The 673-nt window shown below is 43.5% G+C and carries 1 pseudogene; it reads left to right on the top strand.

Annotated features, from left to right (window positions below):
- A pseudogene (locus AB4496_RS25030) lies at positions 1-272 on the top strand (hypothetical protein); the annotation flags it as partial.
- Between the last annotated feature and the right edge of the window lie 401 nt (positions 273-673).

The raw sequence follows: 673 nt of genomic DNA, 5'->3' as shown, positions 1-673 counted from the left end.
ATCGTATCGAGGGCGCATTAAGCTTCAGGGTGTCGACCATCTCTAGACAACAAGTCTTACCCGAATACGAGCGTATTTGGGAACAAACCATCGTCGAAGAAGCTTACCAACAAGCGATGGGCGAGTTATTAGATCAGGGCGATGTCGTGTTAAGAGTAGAAGACTCAATGGGCTTCTCATTCATTATGGGTATTTTCTTTTGGGAACACCTTTCTACAAACAGCCGCAATGAACAGTGGGATTTCACTTCCATGACTCTGCCCAGTGGGTGACTCAATCTTGTCGTGGCGTTCAACCAGTTGGCGCTGCTCATCACGCCAGTAGGTAAAACTTAGCCATTCTTTGGGTTTAAATTCGCGTCTTTCTGGTGTGAGTCAGATAGCTCCAAATATCGATGGCGCGTCGGGACTTGATGAATCCGATTCATGCTTAAACAGTGTCCCCCGTCGTAGTCACAATATTTTCAATTTCAGAACTGACTTTGATTCTAGTGTTGGGATTAACTTAACCAAGAAGTTTTGGTTGGTGAGGAGCCTAATAACTTGATTCATACGGATAGTGATCTCGCGGCTGGTGTCACTTTCTTTAGGATTTTTAGTGTCTTGACATCATCGACTGGTAACGGGGGAATAACTTTAAGTGTTGATAGAAAAAGTGTATTACATATGTAATA

It is taken from the genome of Vibrio sp. 10N.222.46.A1 (assembly GCF_041473595.1).
Taxonomy (GTDB): domain Bacteria; phylum Pseudomonadota; class Gammaproteobacteria; order Enterobacterales; family Vibrionaceae; genus Vibrio; species Vibrio tasmaniensis_A.
The sequence above is the reverse complement of the archived record's forward strand: the minus strand, read 5'-3'. Positions and strand labels throughout refer to the sequence as shown.